The organism is Bacillus sp. RC240, from assembly GCF_044907945.1.
Lineage (GTDB): Bacteria > Bacillota > Bacilli > Bacillales > Bacillaceae_G > Bacillus_A > Bacillus_A mycoides.
Map to the genome: position 1 here is coordinate 1 of NZ_JBIYCT010000013.1, position 23,575 is coordinate 23,575.

The 23,575-nt window shown below is 35.3% G+C and carries 30 protein-coding genes; 14 read left to right on the forward strand and 16 right to left on the reverse strand.

The features are described 5' to 3' along the window. Positions 1-771: collagen-like triple helix repeat-containing protein (locus ABH955_RS29205; RefSeq protein ID WP_483862315.1), on the forward strand; the 771-nt coding region annotated here is incomplete at its 5' end. A 147-nt stretch (positions 772-918) separates the two neighbouring features. On the opposite strand, the gene ABH955_RS26005 is transcribed toward ABH955_RS29205, so the two are convergent. Continuing rightward, positions 919-2,136, reverse strand: a complete 1,218-nt coding sequence (locus ABH955_RS26005; RefSeq protein WP_404491831.1) for an ATP-binding protein — start codon at positions 2,134-2,136, stop codon at positions 919-921. A gap of 25 nt (positions 2,137-2,161) precedes the next feature. After that, positions 2,162-3,391 carry an ATP-binding protein gene (locus ABH955_RS26010; RefSeq protein WP_404491833.1) on the reverse strand — a complete coding sequence of 410 codons (1,230 nt, stop codon included), beginning with the start codon at positions 3,389-3,391 and terminating at the stop codon, positions 2,162-2,164. A 172-nt stretch (positions 3,392-3,563) separates the two neighbouring features. Here ABH955_RS26010 and ABH955_RS26015 point away from each other — a divergent pair, with 172 nt between their 5' ends. Further along, complete coding sequence (locus ABH955_RS26015; RefSeq protein WP_404448357.1) at positions 3,564-5,591, forward strand: catalase; 2,028 nt, start codon at positions 3,564-3,566, stop codon at positions 5,589-5,591. Positions 5,592-5,612: 21 nt separating this feature from the next. Next, positions 5,613-6,422 (forward strand): alpha/beta fold hydrolase, encoded by an 810-nt coding sequence (locus tag ABH955_RS26020; RefSeq protein WP_404448359.1) that lies wholly within the window; start codon positions 5,613-5,615, stop codon positions 6,420-6,422. A 49-nt stretch (positions 6,423-6,471) separates the two neighbouring features. On the opposite strand, the gene ABH955_RS26025 is transcribed toward ABH955_RS26020, so the two are convergent. The 5 genes from ABH955_RS26025 to ABH955_RS26045 all read right to left on the reverse strand — a co-directional run bounded on the left by ABH955_RS26025 (position 6,472) and on the right by ABH955_RS26045 (position 10,455). After that, positions 6,472-6,756 carry an ABC transporter permease subunit gene (locus ABH955_RS26025; protein ID WP_313897559.1) on the reverse strand — a complete coding sequence of 95 codons (285 nt, stop codon included), beginning with the start codon at positions 6,754-6,756 and terminating at the stop codon, positions 6,472-6,474. 152 nt (positions 6,757-6,908) lie between these two features. Next, complete coding sequence (locus tag ABH955_RS26030) at positions 6,909-8,975, reverse strand: LTA synthase family protein (RefSeq protein ID WP_404448361.1); 2,067 nt, start codon at positions 8,973-8,975, stop codon at positions 6,909-6,911. Between the two features lie 184 nt (positions 8,976-9,159). Then, on the reverse strand, positions 9,160-9,723 hold the full coding sequence (locus ABH955_RS26035) for a YwbE family protein (RefSeq protein WP_404457676.1): 564 nt from the start codon (positions 9,721-9,723) through the stop codon (positions 9,160-9,162). A gap of 193 nt (positions 9,724-9,916) precedes the next feature. Further along, positions 9,917-10,147 carry a hypothetical protein gene (locus ABH955_RS26040; protein WP_404457679.1) on the reverse strand — a complete coding sequence of 77 codons (231 nt, stop codon included), beginning with the start codon at positions 10,145-10,147 and terminating at the stop codon, positions 9,917-9,919. Positions 10,148-10,158: 11 nt separating this feature from the next. Next, positions 10,159-10,455: a DUF3986 family protein gene (locus ABH955_RS26045; RefSeq protein WP_002034469.1), complete on the reverse strand. Its 297-nt coding sequence runs from the start codon at positions 10,453-10,455 to the stop codon at positions 10,159-10,161. Positions 10,456-10,575: 120 nt separating this feature from the next. Here ABH955_RS26045 and ABH955_RS26050 point away from each other — a divergent pair, with 120 nt between their 5' ends. From ABH955_RS26050 to ABH955_RS26060, 3 genes are read left to right on the forward strand one after another with little or no spacing between them, the layout of a single operon-like run. Continuing rightward, positions 10,576-11,583 carry an ABC transporter substrate-binding protein gene (locus ABH955_RS26050; protein WP_002089139.1) on the forward strand — a complete coding sequence of 336 codons (1,008 nt, stop codon included), beginning with the start codon at positions 10,576-10,578 and terminating at the stop codon, positions 11,581-11,583. An 11-nt stretch (positions 11,584-11,594) separates the two neighbouring features. After that, entirely contained in the window at positions 11,595-12,359 is a 765-nt protein-coding gene (locus ABH955_RS26055) for an ABC transporter ATP-binding protein (protein WP_002034467.1), read from the forward strand. Next, positions 12,352-13,158, forward strand: coding sequence for an ABC transporter permease (locus tag ABH955_RS26060; protein ID WP_404457682.1), 807 nt, complete (start codon positions 12,352-12,354; stop codon positions 13,156-13,158). Before ABH955_RS26055 ends, ABH955_RS26060 begins: the two co-directional genes overlap by 8 nt. 34 nt (positions 13,159-13,192) lie before the next feature. Here ABH955_RS26060 and ABH955_RS26065 read toward each other — a convergent pair whose 3' ends face one another. Both ABH955_RS26065 and ABH955_RS26070 read right to left on the reverse strand, forming a co-directional pair. Beyond that, a complete protein-coding gene (locus ABH955_RS26065) occupies positions 13,193-13,420 on the reverse strand; it encodes a hypothetical protein (protein ID WP_002089142.1) in 228 nt (75 codons plus the stop codon). Between the two features lie 226 nt (positions 13,421-13,646). After that, complete coding sequence (locus ABH955_RS26070) at positions 13,647-14,765, reverse strand: recombinase family protein (protein ID WP_404448368.1); 1,119 nt, start codon at positions 14,763-14,765, stop codon at positions 13,647-13,649. Positions 14,766-14,858: 93 nt separating this feature from the next. On the opposite strand from ABH955_RS26070, the gene ABH955_RS26075 reads away from it, so the two are divergent. Beyond that, positions 14,859-15,533 carry an HAD family hydrolase gene (locus tag ABH955_RS26075; RefSeq protein WP_404457685.1) on the forward strand — a complete coding sequence of 225 codons (675 nt, stop codon included), beginning with the start codon at positions 14,859-14,861 and terminating at the stop codon, positions 15,531-15,533. A gap of 107 nt (positions 15,534-15,640) precedes the next feature. Here the strand turns inward: ABH955_RS26075 and ABH955_RS26080 are convergent, their stop codons facing one another. The 3 genes from ABH955_RS26080 to ABH955_RS26090 form a co-directional block, all read right to left on the reverse strand. After that, positions 15,641-16,177 (reverse strand): DUF3267 domain-containing protein, encoded by a 537-nt coding sequence (locus tag ABH955_RS26080; protein ID WP_113938165.1) that lies wholly within the window; start codon positions 16,175-16,177, stop codon positions 15,641-15,643. Between the two features lie 113 nt (positions 16,178-16,290). Continuing rightward, a complete protein-coding gene (gene mutTA / locus ABH955_RS26085; protein ID WP_002015736.1) occupies positions 16,291-16,770 on the reverse strand; it encodes an antimutator 8-oxo-(dGTP/GTP)ase in 480 nt (159 codons plus the stop codon). A gap of 84 nt (positions 16,771-16,854) precedes the next feature. Next, positions 16,855-17,172 (reverse strand): hypothetical protein, encoded by a 318-nt coding sequence (locus ABH955_RS26090; protein WP_002089150.1) that lies wholly within the window; start codon positions 17,170-17,172, stop codon positions 16,855-16,857. Between the two features lie 83 nt (positions 17,173-17,255). On the opposite strand from ABH955_RS26090, the gene ytzI reads away from it, so the two are divergent. From ytzI to ABH955_RS26110, 4 genes are read left to right on the forward strand one after another with little or no spacing between them, the layout of a single operon-like run. Next, a complete protein-coding gene (gene ytzI, locus ABH955_RS26095; protein WP_016095937.1) occupies positions 17,256-17,405 on the forward strand; it encodes a YtzI protein in 150 nt (49 codons plus the stop codon). 1 nt (position 17,406) lies between these two features. Beyond that, positions 17,407-17,637, forward strand: coding sequence for a YczI family protein (locus ABH955_RS26100; protein ID WP_113938167.1), 231 nt, complete (start codon positions 17,407-17,409; stop codon positions 17,635-17,637). Positions 17,638-17,651: 14 nt separating this feature from the next. Beyond that, positions 17,652-17,882, forward strand: a complete 231-nt coding sequence (locus ABH955_RS26105; protein ID WP_404457689.1) for a DUF3953 domain-containing protein — start codon at positions 17,652-17,654, stop codon at positions 17,880-17,882. 24 nt (positions 17,883-17,906) lie between these two features. Next, positions 17,907-18,137, forward strand: coding sequence for a YczI family protein (locus tag ABH955_RS26110; protein WP_002138770.1), 231 nt, complete (start codon positions 17,907-17,909; stop codon positions 18,135-18,137). 61 nt (positions 18,138-18,198) lie between these two features. On the opposite strand, the gene luxS is transcribed toward ABH955_RS26110, so the two are convergent. After that, entirely contained in the window at positions 18,199-18,672 is a 474-nt protein-coding gene (gene luxS, locus ABH955_RS26115; RefSeq protein WP_001141371.1) for an S-ribosylhomocysteine lyase LuxS, read from the reverse strand. Between the two features lie 128 nt (positions 18,673-18,800). Here luxS and yidD point away from each other — a divergent pair, with 128 nt between their 5' ends. Next, the gene (gene yidD, locus ABH955_RS26120; protein ID WP_002112460.1) at positions 18,801-19,037 is read left to right on the forward strand and encodes a membrane protein insertion efficiency factor YidD; all 237 of its coding nucleotides are present in this window, start codon (positions 18,801-18,803) and stop codon (positions 19,035-19,037) included. Here the strand turns inward: yidD and ABH955_RS26125 are convergent. Further along, positions 19,034-19,597 carry a beta-class carbonic anhydrase gene (locus tag ABH955_RS26125; RefSeq protein WP_002015742.1) on the reverse strand — a complete coding sequence of 188 codons (564 nt, stop codon included), beginning with the start codon at positions 19,595-19,597 and terminating at the stop codon, positions 19,034-19,036. The genes yidD and ABH955_RS26125 overlap by 4 nt on opposite strands. A gap of 224 nt (positions 19,598-19,821) precedes the next feature. Between ABH955_RS26125 and cydA the strand changes: the two genes are divergently transcribed. Beyond that, positions 19,822-21,171 carry a cytochrome ubiquinol oxidase subunit I gene (gene cydA, locus ABH955_RS26130; RefSeq protein WP_404457692.1) on the forward strand — a complete coding sequence of 450 codons (1,350 nt, stop codon included), beginning with the start codon at positions 19,822-19,824 and terminating at the stop codon, positions 21,169-21,171. Beyond that, positions 21,161-22,189 carry a cytochrome d ubiquinol oxidase subunit II gene (gene cydB / locus ABH955_RS26135; RefSeq protein ID WP_002164909.1) on the forward strand — a complete coding sequence of 343 codons (1,029 nt, stop codon included), beginning with the start codon at positions 21,161-21,163 and terminating at the stop codon, positions 22,187-22,189. Before cydA ends, cydB begins: the two co-directional genes overlap by 11 nt. Positions 22,190-22,358: 169 nt before the next feature. Here the strand turns inward: cydB and ABH955_RS26140 are convergent, their stop codons facing one another. Beyond that, on the reverse strand, positions 22,359-22,592 hold the full coding sequence (locus ABH955_RS26140) for a spore germination protein (RefSeq protein ID WP_002015747.1): 234 nt from the start codon (positions 22,590-22,592) through the stop codon (positions 22,359-22,361). 84 nt (positions 22,593-22,676) lie between these two features. Further along, on the reverse strand, positions 22,677-23,489 hold the full coding sequence (locus ABH955_RS26145) for an S-layer homology domain-containing protein (RefSeq protein WP_002089166.1): 813 nt from the start codon (positions 23,487-23,489) through the stop codon (positions 22,677-22,679). Positions 23,490-23,575: the final 86 nt, after the last annotated feature.

Sequence of the window (23,575 nt, forward strand, 5' to 3'; positions counted from 1 at the left end):
TCTACTGGTTCTACTGGTTCTACTGGTTCTACTGGTTCTACTGGTTCTACTGGTTCTACTGGTTCTACTGGTTCTACTGGTTCTACTGGTTCTACTGGTTCTACCGGAGCTACTGGTCCTACTGGTTCTATCGGACCTATTGGTTCTACCGGAGCTACTGGTTCTACCGGTTCTACTGGAGCTACTGGTCCTACTGGTTCTACTGGTTCCATCGGAAACACCGGTCCTACTGGCAGCATTGGACCGACTGGTATTACTGGACCTACCGGAATCACTGGGCACACCGGTAGCAGTTCAGCAAAAAGCATCCTTTTCCAAGGAACTAACGCTGAGTTTCAACGTATAGCAGGTGCTCCAGCAGTTGATTCCAATATTATTCCTTATGTAATTGCTGGATCTGGAAATATAGCTGGTTTTTCTGCATCTATAAATGTAAATAATTTGCCTATAGAAGTTTATACAATTCAAATCTGCACTAATGTCCCAACAAACCTTTCCGCCCCTACCTCTAATCACGTTATATCTACTATTACTTTTACCACTACGGCTAAAATCACTGGAACAATCACATTTACTATTACTCCTTCAGACGTTGGATCACAGCTAGTTCAAGTGTATGACCCTACCCCTTTACCAGGACCTGCCACTGTTATTTGGACTAGTACAACAACTGGAAATCCAGTTTCAAGAGGAGACGCATTATGCCTTTATATTAGCCCTGGGATTACTGACAGTGCTATATACTCTATTTTTCTAATTACCTCTATTTAAACTGTACTCTATAGAAAAAGCTTTAATCAGTAGGGGGATCCCTTCCCTACTGATTATTGGTTGAACCAATTGGATCTTAACGCAAGATAAATTAAAAAACATCACTTTTGATTAAGTGATGTTTTCTATTTATCTCTTACACTATCATTAAATCGGCAACATAATCTCAACAGTCGTTCCAACTCCAACTTCACTTTCAAAGTTCAATTTACCGTGGTGATCTTTAATAATTTTTTCCGTAACTACTAATCCTAAGCCTGTTCCAGTTTCTTTCGTTGTGTAAAAGGCTTCATTTAGCTTCGGAATTTTATCTTTCGGAATGCCGCATCCCTCATCTATAATTTGAACAATGATCACATCTTCCACTATAACTTTTACAGTAATAGTTCCGCCAACTGACATTGCTTCAATCGCATTTTTTATTAAATTAAAAAATACTTGTTTCAATCGTTTTTCATCACATGTAATTGAAGGTATATCTTTACTATAAATAGCATGCATTTTTATCCCTTGTTCTAAAGCTGGCTTTTCCATAACCCTGATAACATAAGAGATGATTTCTTTAATATTATGCGTTTCAGATTCTACCGATTTAGATTTCTCAAACCCATTTAGTTCTGTAGCAATTGTATGAATTCGCTCTACTTCCTGTCTCATAATTTCACTATAAATTTTATCTTCTGGATATTTTTTCGCTTGCTTATTCACAAGTTTTTTCAATTTTTCTAACGGTCTTCTAATCTTATCGCCAATTACTGTCGCCATTTTCCCAACCATTGCTAATTTTTCTACATTTCGTATTTCTTTATCCATCATTTCAAGTGTACGAACGTAAGATTGGAATCTTAAAAATATAATCCAACATATAATAACAAACATGCTATACAATGCTATGGGGATAAGAACAATAAAGGATTGAACAACGAATCCCATAAGTGCATATTTTCCAACAATAGTTCCGGCAACTAACCAAAAGTACCTCTTATTCACAAATATCGGTGCAAATAAAATAAAGAATCCTTCTACTATATTCCCGCCATCAAATTCCGCATCACTTCCATAATAAATAATGAAGTTATTAATAAAATCCAATATATTATAGCCAATTAAAATAATATACTTCACAATATACGGCTTTTTCCATTTCATAAAATAAAGTCCTATAAAGAATAATCCAACCATCAAACTATATAGCCATAAACCTAATCCTTCTCCAAAAGCATCTGCTAGTTTTTGATTTTTATCTGATAAAAGGACAATAGCTTTTTCAGCAAAATCATACGCAAAAAATATAACGAAGAATAAGCTTAAAAATATTATTAATGCCTTTATCTCTTCTTTTTCAAATATATTGCCTTTTTCCATATGATAACTCCTTTAACAACACCTCTTAATCTTGTGTCACATTGCGCTCACATTTTTTCGGGAGCAGTATTTCTACTCTCGTTCCTTTCTTTACTTCACTAGAAATGTGTAATTCTCCAAGATGCTCTGTCACAATTCGCTCTGCTACCGTAAGACCTAATCCAATTCTATCTTGCTTCGTTGTATAAAAAGCATCCTTAACTCGTCCTAAATTATCCTTTTTTATCCCAAAACCACTATCTACTATACTTACTATTACATAATCTCTTTTTTTATTTTCAACTTGTATTTTTAATATTCCGCCATGTTCCATTGCCTCTAAAGCATTTTTAATAACATACAAAAATACTCCTTTTAATTTGCGTTTATCACATTCAATTTCACTTCTATTTTGCTCTTCATTAAAGGTGTAATTTATATTTAACTCGTTCATTTTTCCGCGCATGTTTTCTACCGCTTGTACTAAAACATCACTTACAATGTGTTTTTCATAAAAAGAAGGTTTACATGTAGCAACCTCCATTAATTCACTAATCATATTATTCATATTTTCGATTTCGAGAATCATTTGTTCATATGTTGCATCTTTTTCGTGTTTCTCTTTTTGTAATTGTGTAAACCCTTTTAATGAAGCAAGTGGGTTTTTAATTTCATGTCCGACTGTCGCTGCCATTTTTCCGATAACCGCCAATTTTTGTGACTGACTTGCCTCTGCAATACGTCCCTTTACTGCTGAAAGATATTGTAAAAATCGATTTAAAATAATAAATGACACGAAAAGTAACACCATATTTATAACAAGAGACATAAACAGGTTAAGTTCTCCAAATACAAATAGGTATATCATATATTTCCCTATAAGGAATGGCGCTAGGACAAATAAATATCTTTTACTCAAAAAGATCGGCACGAAGAAAATGAAAATATATTCAATTACATTCCCTTCATCAAATGCTATTGTATTATGAAAAGCATACCATCCAATATTAAAAGTCTCTGCGATCATGTATGCAAATAAATATGTATATTTAACTAAATATGCTTTTTCTCTCTCAAATAAGTAAACACTAATACCTAATATAGCCATAATATATGCAAGCTTCCATATCCCTTTATGCCAATTTCCTAAAGGCATTGTATCTTCTAATATAATCGCGTATGCAACCTCGTATACAATTAAAATAACATGTATTACCCATAAGAAAATCTTAGCGTTTTTCTTTTCTTCTTTAGCTGATAGAAAACTCTCTTCCACTTCAACACCCCTTCAAAAGAATACCATTTATTATAATAAATGATTTCCATAGACAAACAAAGATAAATTGAACAAATGAGGAAAATAAATCCATAGATAATATACTTCCCCACACCATATGTAAGCATAAAAACCATGAACAATAATACGTATAATATGGGAGGTGCTTTATATGGACGGTCGTGAAAATAAGAAGATAGAACAGTTACAATCCTTTACGAAAAACAATGAAGGAAAAGAGATGACAACGAATACGGGTGTCAAAATTTCAAATGATGAAAACTCTTTAACCGCCGGCGATCGTGGTCCTACACTTTTAGAAGATTTCCTGATGCGAGAAAAGCTCGCTCATTTTGACCGTGAACGAATTCCTGAAAGAGTCGTTCATGCCCGCGGTTACGGAGCACATGGTGTTTTTGAGCTATATGATTCTTTAGAAGACTTAACAATGGCTCATTTTTTACAAGACCCATCTAAAAAGACACCTATTTTTATTCGTTTTTCTGAAGTTGCTGGATCAAAAGGTGCAAATGAAACGAACCGAGATGTACGAGGATTCGCTGTTAAGTTTTATACAGAGGAAGGAAATTTCGATTTAGTGGGTAATAACATTCCGATTTTCTTCATTCAAGATGGTATTAAATTTCCGGATCTTATTCATGCCCTTAAACCAGAGCCACATAATGAGATTCCCCAAGGACAAACAGCACACGATACTTTTTGGGACTTTATCGCCAATAATCAAGAATCAGCTGCGATGATGATGTGGATTATGTCGGATCGCGCAATTCCGAGAAGTTTTCGAATGATGCAAGGGTTCGGCGTTCATACATTTCGTTTAGTTAATAAACATGGAAAGTCACGATTCGTAAAATTCCACTGGAAGCCAAAGCTTGGCGTTCACTCGTTAATTTGGGATGAAGCTCAAAAACTAGGCGGCGCTGATCCAGATTATCATCGCCGTGATTTATGGGAAAATATTAACGCTGGAAACTACCCTGAGTACGAACTTGGCGTGCAAATTTTAGAAGAAGAGGACGAATTTAAATACGATTTCGATATATTAGATGCAACGAAAATTTGGCCGGAAGAAGACTTCCCTGTTAAAATCATCGGAAAAATGACGTTAAATCGGAACGTTGATAACGTATTTGCGGAAACAGAACAAGTCGCACTGCACCCTGGAAGCATCGTCCGCGGTATCGATTTTACAAATGATCCTCTCTTACAAGGTAGACTATTTTCTTATACAGATACACAATTAGCACGCGTCGGTACAAACTATCAAGAGTTACCGATTAATCGTCCAGTATGTCCTTTTCATAACAATCAAAGAGATGGTGCGTCTAAATATATAATTGATAAAGGAAAAGTCGCTTACCATAATAACTCTTTAGCTAATAACTCTCCCTTTACTGTACCTGGTACGAAAGGCGGTTTCGTTACATATCCTTCTACTGTTTCTGGACATAAAACAAGAGAAACAGCCGCTAGTTTTAAAGACCATTTCTCACAAGCCCGTTTATTTTGGAATAGTATGAGCCACGTCGAAAAAATCCATATTATGCAGGCCTTTTCCTTTGAATTAGGAAAAGTAAAAAGTAAATCAGTTCGCCAACAAGTCGTAGGTATGATTGGTCATATAAGTACAGAATTAGCTACTTTAGTAGCTGAAGCAGTCGGGGCAACAGTGCCAAATGTTCAAGAATCAAATGTTACAAAATCCTCACCAGCACTAAGTATGGAACATACAACATTCAGCCCAAATACATTACGAGTAGGCGTCATTGTCGCAAACGGATATGACGGTCAAAACGCACAATATATTATAAATCAATTCAAACAAGCCGGTCTTCAGCCCGTTATTATTTCCGAACAATTAGGTTTTGTGCAAGGCTCTCAAAATGGACAGTGGGAAGTGAATGATACTTTCTTAACAGGGTCACCACTTCTTTATGATGGGCTACTTCTTATTGGCGGAAATATTAATGATCATTTTCTTAACAAGGCAAGTTCATTCGTCGTAGAATCGTATAATCACTTTAAGCCAATTGGCGCTTTCCAAAATGGAACTACTATTGTTCAATCTTTAAACATCGAAGGAAAACCTGGCGTTATAACAGAACAAAACCCTACCTTACTTGCAAATGAATTTATTCAGGCAATGACAAAACAGCGATTTTGGGAAAGAGCCTATTAAAATGCATGAGGAGGATACATCATGTTCGTTACAGTTGAAAAAGATGTACACATTTTTGTTGAGGATATTAACCCAGGCCCTGGAAGTAAACCTGTCTTCTTCATTCATGGCTGGCCTTTAAATCATCAAATGTACCAATATCAATTTAATATCTTACCACAACATGGTTTCCGCTGCATCGCCATGGATATACGAGGAAACGGACAGTCTGATAAACCATGGACTGGTTACACTTATGATCGTTTAGCTGATGATATCGCAATTGTATTAGAAGCACTTCAAATAGAAAATGCTACGTTAGTCGGCTTCTCAGTCGGTGGCGCTCTCTCTATTCGGTATATGTCACGATATGATGGGCGTCGTATTTCCAAACTTGCATTAGTGGATGCTGTCTCTCCTTCTTTCGTGAAAAACCAAGAATCCCCTTACGGCGTACCGAAAGAACAAGCAGATGCTCTTATTAATCAAATGTATGTAAATTTACCTAAGTTTCTAAGTGATGTATCTTTATCATTTTTTAATAGAAACTTAGGAGCGGCTACACTAGAATGGTTTTCTTATCTCGGTATGCAATCCGCTTCATACGCTCTCATCAAAATTTTGCAAGCAGCCGCGAACGAAGACGTAACGAAAGATTTAAGTAAAATTAACGTTCCAACAAAAATATTCCACGGCGTGCACGACCAACTCATCCCTTATAAAAGTGCTGAGCTAACAAAAGAGCGAATTAAAAATTCTGAACTATATCCTCTTACAAATAGTGGCCACGGCTCTCCAATCGATCAAGCGGATGAATTAAATAAGGAACTGATAAAATTTTTAAATTCATAGTTCCTTTACAGTAAAAAAAGAATTTGCCCTTACGGCAAATTCTTTTTTCTTAACTACCTTTTGCACGAGCAAATTCCACATATGGCTTATTCTTCTCTTCCATTAAAAATAAAACGATAATGCGGAAAAAATGAAGAGTTGGAACAATCGTCATACAAAGAATCGGTAAGACATATGCACGTTCATCATTAAACGCATAAATAGTAACGAAGCGATATCCTGTCTGTTTATAAATCCATACAACAAATAATTGCAAACTAAAAATTAATAACAAATCTGGAACTGATTCTATTAAAATTAAACAAATTGTCCAATTATATACTAGATGAAAAATTCACACACTTCTCACAAATCAATTATTAAAACGACTCTATTTTAATTTATACTAAATGTACAAGTAATACTCCCTAAACCTAGCTTGTCTGGTTATCCCGTTAAATACTATGAAAAAAGAACTTGTATCGTATACAAGTTCTTTTTTGTCGCCTATTTAAATAATATATCCTTACTATATTGCTTTCCGATGAGTAAGTCATATTGAATAAACTCATATTGCTTTAACATTTCTTTTTGTTTTTCTGTTAAACTTTTTATTGCTTCTCCGTCTTTTCCTATCTTCAATTCATCACGAAGTACGGGAATTTCTCCATATAACTTCGATAAAAATTGATAGAACGGTACCTTATTTAATCCAGCATAATCAAAGACAAGATTTGAAAAATAGATTGGACTTACTAAACCTAAATTGTCATTTGGCATATCAAAATTTGCATACATTAATAACGGCGTTTGCGCCATCGCTAATCGTTCACTTGGCGTTTTTTCATTCGTTATATAACCAGTCTCTTTATAAAGAGATTTATTTGTTCCTAGTGATGGGAGATGGTCCCCAAAGAATACTAATAATGTAGGTCTATCTAAATTATCTAGCTCCTCTATTAAATATTGAAGAGCTTCATCTGAACGTCTTAAACCTTCTGTATAAGTCTCTAATTCAGCCTTCGATTCTTCATTCTCTAAACCACTAATCTCTATTTGATTTTCGCCAAATCTTCCTTCTGTAAATGGAAAATGATTTTGCATTGTAACCGCATGAATAAAAGTAGGTTTCTTTTGCTTCTCTAATTCAGCTATTATCTCTTTACTCATAGATAAATCGCTAATATAATCTCCATCAACTTCTACATTTTCCATCGTATCTTGTGCATTAAACTTATCAAACCCTAACACTTTATATACGTCATCCCGTTTAAAGAATGAGCGACCGAACGAATGAATTGCACTTGTATAATACCCTTCTTTTTTCAAAGCTCGAGGAATTGATGGAATTTCTTTCTTATTTGTAACAACTTGCTGATACGGTATAGATCCTGGTTTTAACAAACTCATTGAATAACTCGTTAATACCTCAAATTCAACGTTTGCAGTATTTCCTCCAAATGCAGGAGAAATAGTTTGTCCACCCGGAAAACTTTCTATATAATGATGTAAATTCGGTAAAGGATCTTCACTAAAGGACAGGTTCGTTAACTTCGTTGGATCCCAAAACGATTCACTCATTACAAAAATAATATTCGGTTTCTCTTTTTGCTTCTGCGTCCCTATATTGCTACTATATTGTTTCTTTATATCGTTTGCTATTTGAAGCATACTTTCTTTTGAATACTCTTTCGGCTTTTCAATAACTGTTGTATCTAGATTACTTATAAAGCCTAACACAAAACCGTTCGAAGCATAATTTTCATTTTGATTCCACAAAACGAACTCTATACCTGACTTTTGAAACCATTTATTCATAAACGTATTCGTAAAATTACCATACACATATAAAATAAAAACGGATCCTATTATAAATAGTACTCGTACGCCTGCATGAACTTTTACATTTTGAATATACTTCCTCACATACATACCCGCCAAAATACAGACAACAACACTTACAATAACGAGAAGAATATAACCCCAACTAAAATAATCCATCACCATTGGTATAACAGATTGCATATGTCCAATCTGTGTAAAATCAGAAGGATATAGTGGGTCTCCCCTAAAAACAATTTTGAAGTGATTTACAATAGCCAAAATGATTAGCAAAATGCTTGTCAAAATAGTACTCAAAAAAACTTTCCCAAGTACGTTATACACCAAAACATATATCGCATAAATTACAATTAAACTAAATATAAACTGTGCGTTATAATTGTAAATCCAATTCAGTGTATTTACGAGATTCATATTATTTTGCATAAAAATAAAAAGCAAAGTAACCACATGCGCTACTAAAAACATTCTAATATAAATCCTAATAATCCGTTTAAATTTATTAACAATATCTTTATTCAAATGCGCAACATACAATAGTACAATCCACATCAAAATTGTCATTATACTTAAGACAATTTTTTGATTTAACATATCTTTCATCGTATCTAAACTAAAATATTTTAAAATCAAGAAAAGTGTGGGTATTACATATAGGGTTACTAGGCCACTTAACATCGCTGAAATTAATATACTTCTTCTTGGCTGATGAAATGAAAAATTACACCTCAATTCATTCCCTCTTTTCTGTTTATTAATTTCACCCCGCACCGTAATAAAATATTACTTATATAAACATAACATATTATGTACACAACGTCTTCTCATGTACACCCTCCGTATAATGTCATCTGTTACCTCTTGTACATACCGAATAGAAAAAAGAGATTTCCTAAGAAAGGAAATCTCTTTTTCACTACCCAACACTTTGAACACGGCCAATTTGTCCATCTTGTAATCGAACTTTAATTCCGTACGTGTGTGTTTCTGTGTTTGTTAAAATATCTTTCACAACACCACTCACTGTTTTACTATAATCTTTATCCAATTGAATAACTACATGTGAACCAACCGAAATTTGTGATCTTGTCGGTTTCCCACCTGTTGCTTGTGTTGTTTTTTCTTGTTTTGCAGACTGTTGTTGCTGTGCTTTCTGTTGCTCTTGTATCTTTCTTTGTTCCTCTTGCTTATGCTTCTCTTCTTCTATTCTTTGTTGCTCTTCCTGCTTACGTTTTTCTTCCTCTACTTTTTGCTGCTCTTCTTGCTTACGTTTTTCTTCCTCTACTTTTTGCTGCTCTTCTTGCTTACGTTTTTCTTCCTCTGCTTTTTGCTGCTCTTCTATCTTCTTACCTTCTTCAACTTTCTTCTCATCTATTTTCTGTTCTTCCGCTGCTTTCAGCTTTTCCTCTTCATCTTTACAAGCTGTTAAAACAACTACACATAAGCCCGTAAGTAAAAATAATAATAATTTTTTTAACATTAAAAAATCCGACTATATATACATTACAAATAATGACCTTTAATAGAATAACAAATGTGTATGAATCCCCTTGTCGTAATTTGTCGTATACATTGGATTTTCCATGTAACACTACATGCTCCAAATAGAGAAGAACCTGTCATGTGACAGGTTCTTCTCGTTATTTATTAGGATACGATGATTAGCATGTTTACTATACAAGAGGAAGCATCCATAGTTTCCATATGATACACACGATTACTATAAAGATAAAATCAAAAAAATCTAATCTCGGACCCTTTTTCATAGTCATATCTAACCACATATGAACCAATTTCAATCTTTTGTATTTATGAATATTTTTCTTTGCAAATCGGTACATGAGCACTTGCATAATAAGAGATCCGACTACAAAAATAAACAATAAGATGAGAAATTCAACCACGAAATTCTTCCCTATTTTTGAAGCGTTCTTTCTACTATATGGTTCTTCAAAACCCACTCTTCAAACTGAGCACTTCCAAATTCCCAGCTCAAATCACGAGCATGTACAGAAAAAACGTAATAACCAGCATATTCGTCCATAAACCGACCTGTCTCTATCTCCTCTTTCTGAAGACCGTATACTCCAAAATTAAAATACACATCCCACACGTCTTCATGCTTCCTCTTATAAGCAATCGATTCCATATCACATTCAGTTCCGAAATAATCAAGATGTAAATGTACGCTATCATCGTATTCGTAATCCATTTTATCACCCCTTATATTTGTACTTCTTTACTACCCAAAAAATTCCTGCTATATATACTCACATATGGGCACTTACCTACATATTATGCTTGTAGATTGACTTCTAGGAGGTGTCATATAGTGAAAAAATTAATAACCGTTTTTTGCATCATGTTACTAGCTGTTTTCACATTCGCTGCTTGTAGTAGTACAAAGGAAAGTACGAAAGAACAAGCTCAAAAAATTCGCGTTGGCGAAGTTACACACTCTCTTTTCTACGCACCATTATATGTTGGAATTGAAAAAGGATTTTTTAAAGATGAAGGCTTAAATATTGACTTACAAACAACAGCTGGCGGAGATAAAACGATGACCACCCTTTTATCTGGCGGAATTGATATTGCTCTCGTTGGTTCAGAAACGTCTATTTATGTTCATCAACAAGGAGCAAAAGATCCTGTCATTAATTTTGCGCAGCTTACACAAACAGATGGCACATTTTTAGTTTCCCGTAAAAAATTAGACTCTTTTAATTGGAACGACGTAAAAGGCGTTACGTTTTTAGGACAGCGTAAAGGCGGCATGCCGCAAATGGTTGGTGAATACGTTTTAAAGAAAAATGGCATTGACCCTCGCAAAGATACGAACTTAATTCAAAATATCGAGTTTGCTAATATTGCAAATGCCTTTGCATCTGGTACGGGAGAATTTGTACAGCTCTTTGAACCGACTGCAAGTATACTTGAAAAGGAAGGAAAAGGTTATATCGTCGCGTCTTTCGGAGCTGAATCTGGTACTGTTCCTTATACAACGTTTATGGCAAAAGAAAGTTTCTTAAAGAAAGATAAAGCTGCTGCAGAAAAATTCACGCGCGCACTATATAAAGCGCAGCAATGGGTTGATACACATAGTCCAGAAGAGATTGCCGATGCCGTTTCACCACTATTTAAAGACACTTCAAAAGACATTTCAGTAAAAGTAATTGAGCGCTACAAAAAACAACATTCTTATGCGACAAATCCATTATTAGATGATGCAGAATGGAAACAACTCCAAACGATTATGAAAGAATCTGGTGAATTACAAAAAGAAGTTCCACATGAAGCGCTCGTCAATACAAAAATTGCCGAAAGCGTTATTAAGAAATAGAGGCGAAGTGTATGAGCTTTTTACAAATACGTAACGTTTCTCACTGCTTTTTTGCAAAAGAAAATGCCAAACTTATTCTTGAAGATATGAGTTTGCAAGTAGAAGAAGGCGAATTTATTTCAATCCTTGGTCCAAGTGGTTGCGGAAAAACAACGCTCCTCTCCATCATCGCAGGTCTACTCGATCCAATTGAAGGTATCGTATTTTTAGATGGTGAACCGATTACAACTAAGACCCCCTCTATGGGCTATATGCTCCAGCAAGATTACTTGTTTCCGTGGAAAACAATTGAAGAAAATATTATGCTCGGACTTCATATTCGGAAGGTTTATGATGAAAATACGAAAGAACATACATTAAAGCTTTTAAAACAAGTCGGCCTATATGATATAGAACAGCAATACCCTCGTGAACTATCCGGTGGTATGCGCCAACGTGCTGCACTCGTTCGAACATTAGCGACCGACCCAAAAATTTTATTGTTAGATGAACCATTTTCCGCTCTTGATTATCAAACAAAATTAAAACTAGAAGATCTCGTCTTCACATTACTACGTAACTATAAGAAAACATCCCTACTTGTGACACATGATATTGAAGAAGCAATTGCGATGAGTGATCGTATTTATTTGCTGCAGGCGAACCCTGGAAAAATTGCAAAAACATTCATCGTCCCAGAAAGTATCCGTTCCTTATCGCCGTTAGAAGCACGCCACCACCATGACTTCCCATCCCTCTTCCAAGAAATATGGAAGGAGCTGGAACGACTTGGATAATATAAAACAACTACATGAACAGTTTCGAAAAAAAGAAAGACAACATGCATGGTTAGCTCGCTCTTTACAACTTGTACTTCTTGTTCTTTTCTTTGCACTATGGGAAATAGCTAGTAAAAAAGAATGGATTGATCCTTTACTCTTTAGCTCTCCTTCAAGTATTTGGGATCTCTTTTTAACGAAATGGATTGACGGTTCACTTTGGGTCCACATATGGACGACATTACTTGAAACAGGAGTAGGCTTCATTCTCGGAACTATACTCGGAGCTATTATTGCTACTCTCCTTTGGTGGATGCCACTTTTGGCCCGCGTACTTGATCCTTATCTCGTCGTCCTAAATGCAATGCCAAAAGTTGCACTCGGTCCAATCATCATTGTTATTTTCGGTCCAAATATTTCATCCTCTATCGCAATGGGGGTAATCATCTCCATCATCATTACCATTCTCGTTATTTACAGCGCATTTCAAGAAGTCGATTCCAACTATATTAAGGTCATGGACACATTTGGCGCAGATAAATGGCAATGCTATAAGCACGTTATTCTCCCTTCATCTTTCCCTGCAATTATTTCAACGTTAAAAGTGAATGTTGGCTTATCATGGGTCGGTGTTATTTTCGGGGAACTCCTCGTTTCTAAACAAGGGCTTGGCTATTTAATTAGCTACGGATTCCAAGTCTTTAACTTCACACTCGTCTTACTCAGTGTATTGCTCACTTGTGTCCTCGCAACTCTTATGTATGTATTTGTCGAGGCATTTGAAAAACTCCTTATTGGAAAACGAAAAAAAAGCTGACTTAGAGCGATACGCTAGAGTCAGCTTCTTTCTTCTACCTTTTATCACACATTTTCGAATCATCTGTAACATTCCCATTAGCAACCGTAACTGTATGGAAACAATCTTTCACACGCACCGTAACGACATTATCTTTTCGATCAATAATATGATAATCATTAAACTCTTTATTTAATGCACTACGAATTTGCTCCCCTTCAAAAATCGGAAAACCGTGAGACATTACCCAAATGAGACCAGCAACAGCAAGAATCGTTTTCATACGTTTCATTACCTCCTCGAGAGTAAACTTATAGCCCCTATACTATGCGCATTATAATTGTGTCTAATTTGTGACGTTTTTATACTAATTCTATTTTAATGATTCAGTTCCTTCTTCTTTTTTAAAAAAAGACAGAATTTTCAATTTTATAAACGTAAAGAAACGCAAAGAACTATAATTCTTCACGTTTTCCCTTGGCTAAAATATATCGAACACATAATTCGCATTAATGTCCACTTGGTTGTTCCATCGTTTTCGAAACATCATATAATCCCACTAACACTTCCGCTCTCATTTTTACAAGCTCGGGGAATTGATAGAAGAAGGCAATTTTTTTATATTTTAATTCTGTTCCTTCTTTCACCTTTTTTGAATCTTGTAAAATAAACGCTGTAAATGTATCCGCGATATCTTCCGCTACATTTGTCGTTCCATACAGTGAAACAAACTCACCATGCTTTTCCTTAAAAAATTCAATTTGAGCTTCTTCGCTTTCTTCCACTTTCTTTTCTGTCCACTCCTGGTCAATTGGTTTCCAGAAAGAATTATAAAATTGATTTATATAAGAGCTCTCCTTCGCACATCCTTCTTGTAAGAAAAGAGATTTACATTTATTTTGGTATGATGAAATATCTTTATCTTCTTCAAAAGCCTTTAAGTACTTTTCATTTACTGGTATTTGTTTATGTCCCAGTGTCAATACGTGAGCCGTCTCATGTATTAATGTTTTCATCACTTGATCGATATTTACTGCAGAATCAAGCGTATCTAAACTAATGGTCCACTCTTTCGGATACTCCATACTCGGCATAACATGAGCCACAATTCCATCGTATCCATCTGTTACCATATCAAACTCTTTTATGTCAGTGCGATACTTAGCAGGAATAAGCGTGCTATACATCTCCCATAACGATTCATGATAATCCCTATCTTGACGTTGCTTTAATACTTCTTCTTTCGCGTCCTTATCCTCCGCAAAAGCCTTATTCAATCGTTTGCGATCTAATTTATCGAAATAAGGATCTACAATTTCATCACCATCAATATAATAAGAAGCTAAAAAGAAATAATTTTCATCATCCTTTTTTTTCATTTCTGCTTCTTTCATATCGTTACTTGAATGTCCTTCTAAATCATAATCCTCTAGTACTTCAAGTTCTGAAAGTCCATCTATCTTTTTATATACTTTTTGAAGTGTTTTATCACCTATTTGTGTGCATTCTTCTGTCGTTTCGCACACATCTTTTTTCTCTCTTTTCGAAGTTTGCTCCGACATATCACATCCAGCTACTAAGCCCGTTGAAATCATAAAACACACTAACTTGCCATACAGTTTCTTCATACGCACCTCCATTATTCCATTCTACAAAAATATCATAATCATTTTTTAACGAATATGCGATAATTAATTATAAAAACTGTATGGAGGTTTCCCATGATTCGAGCAATCTTATTTGACTTAGATGGAACACTATTAGATCGTCGCCAATCTCTAGAGCAATTTATTCGTGATCAATATAATCGCTTCGCCTTTCATTTGATAAACATAGAAAAATTCGAGTATTGCTCTCGTTTTCTCGAACTCGACAATAATGGTTACACATGGAAAGATAAGGTATATTCCACTCTCCTTTGCGAATGCAACATTACCACTTTAACGCAAGAGCAACTGCTGCACGACTACATTACAAACTTCCAACATCATTGTATTCCTTTCCCAAACATGCATGAATTACTTCAACAACTAACTCAGCAAAACATTAAAATCGGTATTATTACAAACGGCTTTACTGATTTTCAAATGAACAACCTTCGAGCACTAAACATACATACGTATACAAACACGATTCTTGTTTCAGAAGCGGAAGGAATTAAAAAGCCTCACCCTGAGATTTTCGAACGTGCTTTACAAAAGCTAAACGTAAAAGCAGAAGAATGCCTTTACGTTGGAGACCATCCAGAAAATGATGTGCTTGGTTCTGAACAAGTAGGGATTCTTGGCGTTTGGAAGAGAGATTTATTTTGGGGTGACTTTGAACATTCACGTGTGGTGGATGATTTGTTGGAGGTTCTTTCATTTTTAGGGGCGGAGAGAAAAACAAGACGATAGTAAATGAAATTTCACTTTATCAGCGATTCGCCAAGGAACATCGGCTTATCGACAAAAGCTGACAAACAAAAAGAGGCCATTTTTCAAAAACGCCTCCTCTTCCTTTATTATTCATATACTGTAAACTGCGGTTTACTCGGATGATCTTTAACTAGCGCATCATCTGGAAACTTTGAAACTTTTTTATATAAAGCAATGTCACCGATACAACCTGCTGTTAGTAGAATCCCTAAAAATGAGAGTGGCTCCAGATTCATAGCTAATCCCAATACAATTGGTAAAATTCCAGTTGGTAAAAACGGAAGCATTAACACTGTCTTCATTTGCTTTACTGTAATCACCTGTTTAGAATGAGCATATGCAGCACCTAATTTCCAATTGACGCCCCATTTTAGTTCACTCCACGGAACACCTCCGATATAGCGAAATCCAATTAAATGTATTGCCTCATGAATACAAACGAGAATAATCATTCCAATAATCAAAAGAAACATAATCGGCAATGTAATTTCAATTTGAAACTCGCCTGAAAAAAGCGCATGTAAAAAACTAATTCCAAATGCCAAAACAAATATTATAAGAAATGCATAGAAATTTAATTTAACCATCGAAACCGCAACAGTCGTTTCTTTTCTTTTATCCATCTTTTCCCCTCCTAAAACGTAAATACACCTTTACAAAATTGTATAATATACCCAAAATAAATGTAAAGATATATTTACATTTATTTTGAACACAAAAAAAGAAACCGGCCACTTTACTTCGTAAAACAGCCGATTTCTTCTATATGTTTCATCGTACGCGCTAATACATCATCGCGCATAATAAAGCTAAATTTTCTATCAGTTTTAATATTATCAGGAATGTCTTTTAATAACACAGACCCTTTCGTTTCTTCGTAATGCGTATGTTGCTCTACCGCACTAATTGTTGCAAAATAAATGTTTTTAATGATTATTTTGTCTTTTCCGGATACTTTGTATTGCCCTAAGTAAGTTAAATCAGAAACTATGCCGCCGGTTTCCTCATGAACTTCTCGAACTGCCGCTTCTTCCGGTGTTTCCCCGAGTTCTACTTTACCACCTGGAAATTCAAGACCACGGCGTAAATGATGCGTTAATAACCATTGATCCCCGTACCGGCATACAACCCAAACATGCTTTGGCTCAGGAGAAAATGGGTAACGTTCAAACGATAATTGTACAGTGTTGTGGTAATAATCTTTAAATTTGTACATGCCATTACTCCCCTATTGATGATTACAAGTTTTTCCTACCACAAATTGTAGCATATTCTCGCTTTTCTGCATAATATTATCCAATTACAATCCATTGATTATTCCCATTTGCGCGACTAATTCTTTCGTTTCATGATTCCCTAGATCATAAATCATTTTATATGCTTTTTGTAGTTGTTCATCGTATCGATCATTATTCGAATCGTGATGATACTCAACGAATGGAACGTGGGAGCGTACATACGAACCTAAGTCCTCTTCATACGCTTGATCAAAATACTCTCTTAACTCCGTAATCTCTTCGTCATTTGCATAAATTTCAAAATTATACGTATCCGCCGTCTTCACTTGCGAAATTTGACCATTCCCAACTGATATATAATATGTTTTTTTATTCTCCATGTAACACCCTTCTTTCATCCTTTTAATTTCTATTGTTTTCATCAATTACAAAATTATGTAAAATAAAGAAGAGGAGGGATTTCATGCTCAAAATATTAATTATCGGCATTATAATCGTACTGATCGTATTAGTACTCTCCGTCATGACGATTAATAAAGGCTACGCATATAAACATTCTGTTGATAAGCCCGAAGATAACCCTTACTCGAAAAATAATAAGGAGGAATCATAGTATGCCTCGTATACTTCGCATCGCAATCGCACTCACTGTGATAATTATGTCGGCAATTGGGCTCTATACAGGTCAAAATAACTTTCTACCACTTTCACAATTTCTATTAGGCGCTTTAATGTTTCTCATCGCAATTGAGCAAATAAAAAAGAAGGATTCAGGAACCGGATTTATTTGCATTGTTGCTGGAGCTTTCATTTGGATTGTCCTCATCATTACCTACATAAAATAGAAGGAGGGTCCTTTATGTTAAAAGGAGTTCGAATTACTTTTTCACTTATCGCTTTATCTATAGCAATCTATAGTTTTATTGCTGGCAATATAGGAATTATGCCTTATATGTTTATCTTTTTAGGCGGTATGGCTTTCATTGTAAGTATAGAGGAAATAATGGAACATAAAAAAGTAAGTAGTACGTTCGCTTTTTTAGTCGGTGCAGCAGTTTTATATCTAGGTATCTCAGAAATACTTCGTTAATTTGTCTATTTAAAGGAGGATTTCATGTTAAAAAACTTTCGAATTATAATAGCTACTATCGCTCTCATTCTCGCTCTACTTAGCCTCTTTGCAAACCTCTCTATGCTTTTACCATTCGTATTTATCCTTTTAAGTATTATGTTTATCCTTTTTGGAATTGATGAAATAAAAGAGCAGCAAAAAGCAAAAGCATTTGTTTATTTTCTCGGTTCTGTCTTTATTTTATATGTTGGAGTGTCTAGTATACTTTCATAAAAGAAGAGCAAGTTTTCTCTTAACAAAATAAAAAAACTGCCCTTTCACAGGCAGTTTTTCTTTATCCAAATACTTTTTCAAGTTCATCTTTATCTTGGCTTAGCCAGAAGTTCATTAAGCGTTGTGCTCCTTCTAAGTCGTGAAGCTTCGCTTGGCCACATTGTGTTTCATTTGCAGCTGGAATTTCTGTAATTTGAACCGCATCTTTTAATGTTAGTTCTAATAAATCAATGATTTCTCGAACCGTCGGTGTTCCGCTTACTACAAGATAATATCCTGTTTGGCAACCCATTGGTGAAATATCGATAATATCAAAATGCGGATAACGATCAATATATTTACGTAAATTAAATGCTAATAAATGTTCTAACGTATGAATAACATCTGGTTTCATTGCTTGTTTATTCGGTTGGCAAAAACGAATATCGAATTTATTTACAATACCGTCGCTACCTACGTTGTGAACTCCGCAATGTCTTACATAAGGTGCCTTTACAATCGTATGATCTAATTCAAAGCTTTCTACTGATGGCATACAACATCTCTCCCGCTTTTAATTTAATTCCGTTATATCCAATATGATATAACGGAAATGCACATTAGTAAAGTATTATGTACTGTCGTGCTATAATACTTTAAGACTATGCTGAAAAGGAGACCATTATGAAACAGATTTTTATCGGTATTATACGCTTTTATCAAAAGTTCATTTCTCCGATGACACCGCCAACGTGCCGCTTTCATCCGACTTGCTCTCATTATGGATTAGAAGCGTTTCAAAAACACGGTGCCTTCAAAGGATTTTGGCTTACATGTAAGCGTATATTAAAATGTCACCCTTTCCATCCAGGAGGATTTGATCCTGTCCCAGATAAAAAGGATGACAAAGTAAATTCTTAATTGTCGTAACCATTTACAACTAAATCTAATTTTCCTGTGTCAGGATCTATAACAAGACCGTGAACAGGTACTTCTTCCGGAAGTAACGGATGGTTGCGGAGTATTGACACACTATGTTCTACACTTTCTTCTACACTAGAGAACCCTTGTAAGAATCTTTCTAAATCGATTCCAGAATAACGAAGTGTATCTAATTTCTCTTCTGTTACGCCGCGCTCTTTCATTTTTTCGATTGTACTGCTTGCTTGAATTTTTGCCATACCACAATCATGATGACCGACAACACATACTTCATCAGCTCCAAGCTCATATACAGCGACTAAAATACTACGCATAATACTTCCGAATGGATGTGAAATAACAGCGCCTGCTACTTTAATAATTTTCACATCACCGTTACGCATATTCATTGCTTTCGGTAATAATTCAACAAGACGAGTATCCATACAAGAGATAATTACCATTTTTTTATTTGGAAATTTTCCTGTTTCATACTCTTCGTATTTTTTCTCTTCAACGAATTTTTCATTGTATTGTAAAATCTCTTCTAATGACTTCATAGTAAAGAACCCTCTTTTCTCTCATTTACATTACATATGTAGTGTACCAAAATTTGAAAAACTCAAAAAGGATATTGCTTTATAGTAAAAATAGGATATTTTCAGACAATCGACATATTTCTTTCAAAATATACACACACCTTTGTAACAAGTCTCACATACTTTAAACGTTTTTTCACTATAAACTGATTGTAGATAATGTAAAAAAGGAGTGAATATTTATTATGTCCGACGTTCTGTTACTAAGTCGTTTTCAATTTGCAATTACTATTTTTTATCACTTTTTATTTGTACCTTTGACAATCGGACTTGTTATTTTAGTAGCATGTATGGAAACTCAATACGCCCGCACATTGAATCCAACATACCGCAAAATGGCAAATTTCTGGGGAAAACTTTTTACAATTAACTTCGTAATGGGGATTATAACTGGGATTACGATGGAATTCCAATTTGGAACAAACTGGTCTGAGTACTCCAAATATATGGGGGATATTTTCGGATCACCTCTCGCAATCGAAGCACTCGTTGCCTTCTTCTTAGAATCTACTTTCATGGGAATATGGTTATTCGGTAAAGACAAAATCTCACCAAAATTCCGTGCTTTCTGTATGTGGATGGTTGCACTTGGAACAAATATTTCTGCCCTTTGGATTATTACTGCAAATGGCTTTATGCAAAACCCCGTTGGCTATGTAGTACGTAATGGCCGCGCTGAATTAAATGACTTCTGGGCTCTTGTTACAAATCCATACGCTTGGAACATGTTCTTCCATACTGTAATTGGTTGTTATATTGTCGGTGCTTTCTTCGTTATGGCAATTAGTGCATATCACTTACTACGTAAAAACGAAGTGGAATTCTTCAAAAAATCATTTAAATTTGGTTTAATGTTAGGTTTATTCGCCGCAACAATCACACCATTTATGGGCCATCAATCCGGTGTATCAGCTGCTAAATATCAACCAGCAAAAGGAGCTGCGATGGAAGCAGTTTGGGAAACTGGAAAAGGACAAGGATTCTCGATTGTTCAAATTCCTGATGTAAAAAACGAAAAAAACTTTGAATTCCTTACTATTCCGAAACTAGGAAGCTTCTTCTACACAAACTCATTTGATGGCGAAATTGTTGGTTTAAAAGATATTCCGAAAGATGAACGTCCAAATGTTAACCTCGTGTACTATAGCTTCCGCTTAATGGTTGCACTTGGTATGTTCTTTATGGCATTAACTTGGTACGGTTTCTACTTAAACCGAAAAGGAAAACTAGAAAACTCAAAACGTTATTTAAAAATCACAATGTGGTCTGTTTTACTACCATATATCGCAATTAACGCTGGGTGGATTGTTGCCGAAGTAGGTCGTCAACCATGGACAGTATATAAACTGATGCGTACAGCGGAATCTGTATCACCTATATCTGTTCCACAAATTTGGTTCTCCTTAATTAGTTTAATCTTGTTCTACACATTACTTTTAATCGCAGATGCATACTTAATGCTAAAGTTCGCGAAAAAAGGACCTGCTGCATTAGAAGAGCCTGCTACTGAAGGAGGTACAGCTCATGTCTCATGATATGCTTGCAATTATCTGGTTCGGTTTATGGGGCGTAATTTGGACAGTTTACTTCATTCTTGATGGCTACGCACTCGGTAACGGGATGATTTTCCCATTCGTTGCGAAAGACCGACAAGAACGAAATCAATTACAAGAAGCAATTGGTCCATTCTGGGGTGGTAATGAAGTATGGTTAATTACAGCTGGTGGTGCAACATTTGCTGCCTTCCCAATCACATATGCAAATATGTTTAGTTACCTATATACACCACTGTTTTTAGTATTACTTGCACTATTTGCTCGTGCCGCTGGACTTGAATTTATGCATAAAGACGATTCACCAATTTGGCAAAAAACTTGTAAATGGGCATTTACAATTGGTAGTTTCCTAATCGCCTTCTTATTCGGCGTTACATTCGCTAACCTGTATTACGGGCTGCAAATCGGAAAAGATGGTTATGAAGGAACTTTACTTAGCTTACTAAACCATTATGGTATTTTAGGTGGTCTTTTCTTCACTGCTATATTCGTCGTATCTGGTGCCCTTTGGATTATGATTAAAACAACTGGCGAAGTATCTGATCGTGCTTATAAAATCGCAAGACCATTTTCAATGGCAGCTGCTATCATTTTAGCTATTTTCTATGTCGCAACTGCAAATCGTACAAATTTATTCCAAAACTTCACGGAATATCCTGTACTATTCATTCTTCCAGTACTTGCAATGTTAATGAGTGTACTCACACTTATTATGGTGTACAAACATAAAATCGGCCTTGCATTCACATTCGTTTGCTTAACAATCGCAATGTTTATGACAACTGGTTTTGCAGGTATGTTCCCAAGAATGTTACCATCTCGTATTAACGACGCTTATAGTACAACGTTATACAACGCAGCTGGTAGTCAATTAAACTTAAAAATTATGTTCTTCGTTGCAATCGTCATGGTACCAATCGTTATTGGATATCAGCTTTGGAGCTACAGCATATTTAAAAATAAAATTCATAAAGACTCTGCTAAAGGATATCACTAAAATAAAAAAGACACTTCGAGCGAAGTGTCTTTTTTATTTTACGTATGATTTTCGATAAGATGTTACATTTCTAATCTAACAACTATGATAAAGAAGAATCACTAACAGCTCACAACTAAATTGTATCACAGGGCAAGCACATCATTTTATGCAATTTTACATATAAAAATTATAACGTAGATTGAATTACTTGGTCATACACATCGTTATCCGTTACATCTGCCGTACTAATACCACTGAATGTCCTCACATTTAATCCGGTATTTGAAGATCCCGATCCATTATAAGCTTTCGTTTTTTCAATTGGATGTACGTTATATTTATCACCTAAGTTAATTGTCCCATTACAGTTCTCAATAATAACCCCTTCCACAATAGCTGGCATTTTATCACCTACTTTCATTTCGTTACTCCCATTCTATGAGAATCGCCTAAAAAAATAGCATGTGTGAATAAGAAAAAAGCACTCAGGCTGAGTGCTTTTTTCTTATTTACCGCTCTTCTTTCTCTCACAAGCAATTCCATCGCCATCACGATCTAAATGCTTACCGTAATACGGACTATCTCTTGTAATATCGTAAACTCCAGCATCATTTGCTTCTTTACAGTTAGCAAAGCGTTTTGGTTCTGGCTTTTGTTCCGGCTTCACCTCTGGTTGTGGTTGTTCTTGTCTTGCTCCTGGTCTTTCTTCAAGTGGTAATGTCGCGTTATATAAGAACTGAACATATTGCTCACGACTTACATGCATTCTAGGTGCGAATTTACCATCACCAGTTCCAGCTGTAATATAATTTGATTTAACTGCAGTAATCGCAGGATTCGCCCATCCATTTCTATCTACATCCGGGAAATTATGATCCCCTCTAATTTGCAATTGAAACCCTTTTGTTAAAATTTGTGCCATTTCATCGCGAGTTAACGAATCTTTCGGCCTAAAGTTCCCTGTGTCATCTCCAGCGAATACACCGATCTCTGTTAAAGCAAGAATCTCTTTTTTAAACTGAGTCGAACGATCAGTAACATCTTTATAAGGATTATTATACTGTTCTTTTACTGCTGGCTTTAATTGACGGAACATAAGGGCTGCAACTTGCTCACGAGTTACATCATCACCAAATCCAAAAATCCCATTTCCATATCCAGCAACAATATTTTTATTTGCTAAATCCATAATTGCCTTATAAGCCCAATGATTGTTTGGAACATCTTTAAACTGAGTACTTGCCTGCGCTGTCCCGATTGAAGTAAATGCTGTAGTTGCAACAATTGCACCTGTTAAAAGTAATTTTTTAAATCCCATACTTAAGTCTCCTTCTCTTTTCCATAATAACTATTTAACAATATAACAAATTATATAAATTCATTTTGTCATATTCTGTCGAATAC